Below are 2,863 nucleotides of genomic sequence, written 5' to 3'. Positions count from 1 at the left end.
GCGCCCGGCGGCCCTCGTGCCGCCGGGCGCGTCCGACGGCGACTCCGACTGGCCCGCTCTGGTGCTGGTCGGCGCGGGCTCGGCGGTCGTCGTCACCGGGTGCGTGGTGATCGTGCGCCGCCGGGCGGCTACGGTGGCCCGACGCAGGGGCGCGGGAGGGGAGTTCATCCGGTGAGTGAGCCGTTGGGGGTGGCCGTCCTCGGTGCGGGCCACATGGGCGCCGACCACGTGCGGCGTCTCGCCAATTCGGTCGCCGGGGTCCGGGTGGTGGCCGTGGCGGACCCGGACCGGGCGCGCGGGCAGGCGGCCGCGGCCGGGCTCGACGGCGTCCGCGTGCACGCCGACGCGCACGCGGCGATCGCGGAGCCCGGCGTGCGGGCGGTCCTCGTGGCCTCGCCCGACCACGCGCACGAGGAGGCGCTGCTCGCGGCGCTCGCACGCGGCCTGCCGGTGCTGTGCGAGAAGCCGCTCGCCGCCGACGCGGAGGCGGCGCTGCGCGTCGTGGAGGCGGAGGCCCGCGGTGGGCGGCGGCTGATCCAGGTGGGGTTCATGCGCCGGTACGACACCGAGTACCGGCGGCTGAAGGCGCTGCTCGACTCCGGCGGCCTGGGCCGTCCGCTGATGCTGCACTGCCGCCACCGCAACGTGTCCTCTCCCCCGCACTTCACCTCCGCGATGCTGATCAGCAGCTCCGTCTCGCACGAGATCGACGCGGCCCGCTGGCTGCTCGGCCAGGAGATCACCGCGGTCACGGTGGCGCGGCCGCGGCCGTCCTCCGGCGCGCCCGCCGGGCTGCTCGACCCGCAGCTCGTGCTCTTCGAGACCGCGGGCGGCGCCCTCGTCGACGTGGAGATCTTCGTCAACTGCGGCTTCGGCTACGAGGTGGCGTGCGAGGCCGTCTGCGAGAGCGGCAGCGCCCGCATCGGTGACGAGCCCGCGATGGTGGTGCGGTCCGCGGGCCGCGCGCAGCAGGAGATCGCGCAGGACTACGTGGTCCGCTTCGCCGACGCCTACGACCGCGAGGTGCGCGAGTGGGCGGCGGGCGCGCGCGAAGGACGGGTGGCGGGCCCGAGCGCCTGGGACGGCTACGCGGCGGCCGCCGTCGCCGAGGCGGGCGTGCGGGCGCTGGGCGACGGCGGCCGGGTCGCCGTCGACCTGGCGGAGCGCCCCGCGCTCTACCGCTGAGACCGGCCCCGGCCGCCAGCCGTCGCCCCCCTTCGCGCGCCCCGGGCCTTACACCTCGGCCTTCACACCCCGCCGAGCAGCTTGGTCAGCCCCCGGTCCAGATCACGTGCCGCCTCCTCGCTGCCCGCGCCCACGACGGCGTACGACCGCATCAGGAAGCGGCGCAGCGCGGCCCGGTCGAACTGCACGAGCGCGAGGCCGTGCGGCGCGTGGAACTCCAGGACGGTCCGCGCCCGCCCGCACGGCCAGATGTGCACGTCCCCCGTGCCCGCCGGGGCGCTCAGGCCGGCCTCCAGCAGGCCGCGGGCGAAGATCCAGGTGACCTCGGCGCCGTCGAGGGACACCTCCGGCGGGAAGGTGACCTGCACCGCGAGCGGATCGGACGCGGCGTAGCGCAGCGTCACGGGAATCGGCCGCTCGCGACCCTCGGGAGTGATCAGACGGGCGCGGGCGGACTGTTCGAGCGTGACGGCCATGGTCGATCTCCACTTCTGCTGCTTCCTTGCCCTTTCGACCCCGTGACGGGTGCCCGTATTACGGGAGTGAACAGAGAGATCTCTGTGACCTACGCCACTCCCCTCTGATAAGTCGGACATTTCTGGCCTAGGCTTCCGAACTCGTCCCCATTCCCGCAGTGGGACAGGAGTGTGTCCTGCCATGTCCGACGTCCCTTCCGACGCGCCCGAGTCCGCCACCGCCGCGTACGCGCGCGTCTATGAGGCCGAGCACCCCCGGCTCGTCGCGTACGCGCGTTCGCTGACCGGAAACGCCTGGGTCGCCGACGATCTGGTCGCCGAGGCGCACTTCCGCGTCTGGCGGCGCCTGGCCGCCGGGCACGAGATCGAGAACGTACCGGCGTACCTGATGACGACCGTGCGCCATCTCGCCGCCTCCGTCGGGCGCGCCGCGGAGCGCGAGACCCCGCGCGACCCGCAGGCCGCGGACGCGGTCGAGACCGTCGACGTGACCACCGGCGCCCACGGGGACGGCGATCCCGCGGCCCGCGTCTCCGCCGTCGACCTGCTCACGCGCGTGCTCGGGCAGCTCCCCGAGCGCTGGGTGCGGGCGCTGTGGCTCGCCGAGGCGGAGGGACAGCCGCTGGAGGCGGTCGGCCGCGACATCGGCGCCGGGCGCGGCGCCACGGCCGTGCTGCTGCACCGGGCGCGCGAAGGCATGCGCCAGGCGTTCCTGCGCGCGCACCCCGGCACGCCCGAGAGCCCGGCGTGCGAGGTCCACTGGGACCGGATGCCCGCGCACATCCGCGGCGAGGCGTCGACCCGCCAGTCCGAGACACTCGTCGCCCACCTCGACGGCTGCGCCGACTGCCGCGCCCGCCTGGCGCTCCTGACTCGTGCCAACGACCGGCTGCCCGCGCTGGTGGGACCGGCGCTGCTGGTCTTCGTGCTGGGCGGCGCGGGCAAGTTCCTGGTGCCGCTCGCGGCCGGGGCGGGGGCCGGTGCGGGCGCCGGGGCCGCGGCGTCGGCCGCCGGGGCCGGCGGTCACGGTCATGGCGTACGTCATGTCCTCACCGGCGGCGGGAAGCTGCCCGTCGCCGTGGCCGGGGCGATAGGCACGACGGCCACCGCGGCCGCCGTCGCGGCGGGCCTCGTCCTCAGCGGCGCCGGCGGCGGCTCGGCTCCCGCGCGCGTCACGTCGGCGGAGAGCGGGGAGGCGCAGC

Annotated in this window: 3 protein-coding genes; 2 read left to right on the top strand and 1 reads right to left on the bottom strand. The window is 76.1% G+C overall.

Going from position 1 to position 2,863, the window contains the following annotated elements; genetic code table 11:
• Window positions 1–171 precede the first annotated feature (171 nt).
• The gene (locus tag STRAU_RS23730; protein ID WP_037661462.1) at window positions 172–1,185 is read left to right on the top strand and encodes a Gfo/Idh/MocA family protein; all 1,014 of its coding nucleotides are present in this window, start codon (window positions 172–174) and stop codon (window positions 1,183–1,185) included.
• Window positions 1,186–1,247: 62 nt separating this feature from the next.
• On the opposite strand, the gene STRAU_RS23725 is transcribed toward STRAU_RS23730, so the two are convergent.
• Complete coding sequence (locus STRAU_RS23725; protein ID WP_016642922.1) at window positions 1,248–1,661, bottom strand: SsgA family sporulation/cell division regulator; 414 nt, start codon at window positions 1,659–1,661, stop codon at window positions 1,248–1,250.
• Window positions 1,662–1,842: 181 nt separating this feature from the next.
• On the opposite strand from STRAU_RS23725, the gene STRAU_RS23720 reads away from it, so the two are divergent.
• The coding region (locus tag STRAU_RS23720; protein WP_203227455.1) for a sigma factor at window positions 1,843–2,863 on the top strand (1,021 nt) is incomplete at its 3' end.

Source organism: Streptomyces aurantiacus JA 4570 (genome assembly GCF_000414115.1).
GTDB lineage: Bacteria > Actinomycetota > Actinomycetes > Streptomycetales > Streptomycetaceae > Streptomyces > Streptomyces aurantiacus_A.
The sequence above is the reverse complement of the archived record's forward strand: the minus strand, read 5'-3'. Positions and strand labels throughout refer to the sequence as shown.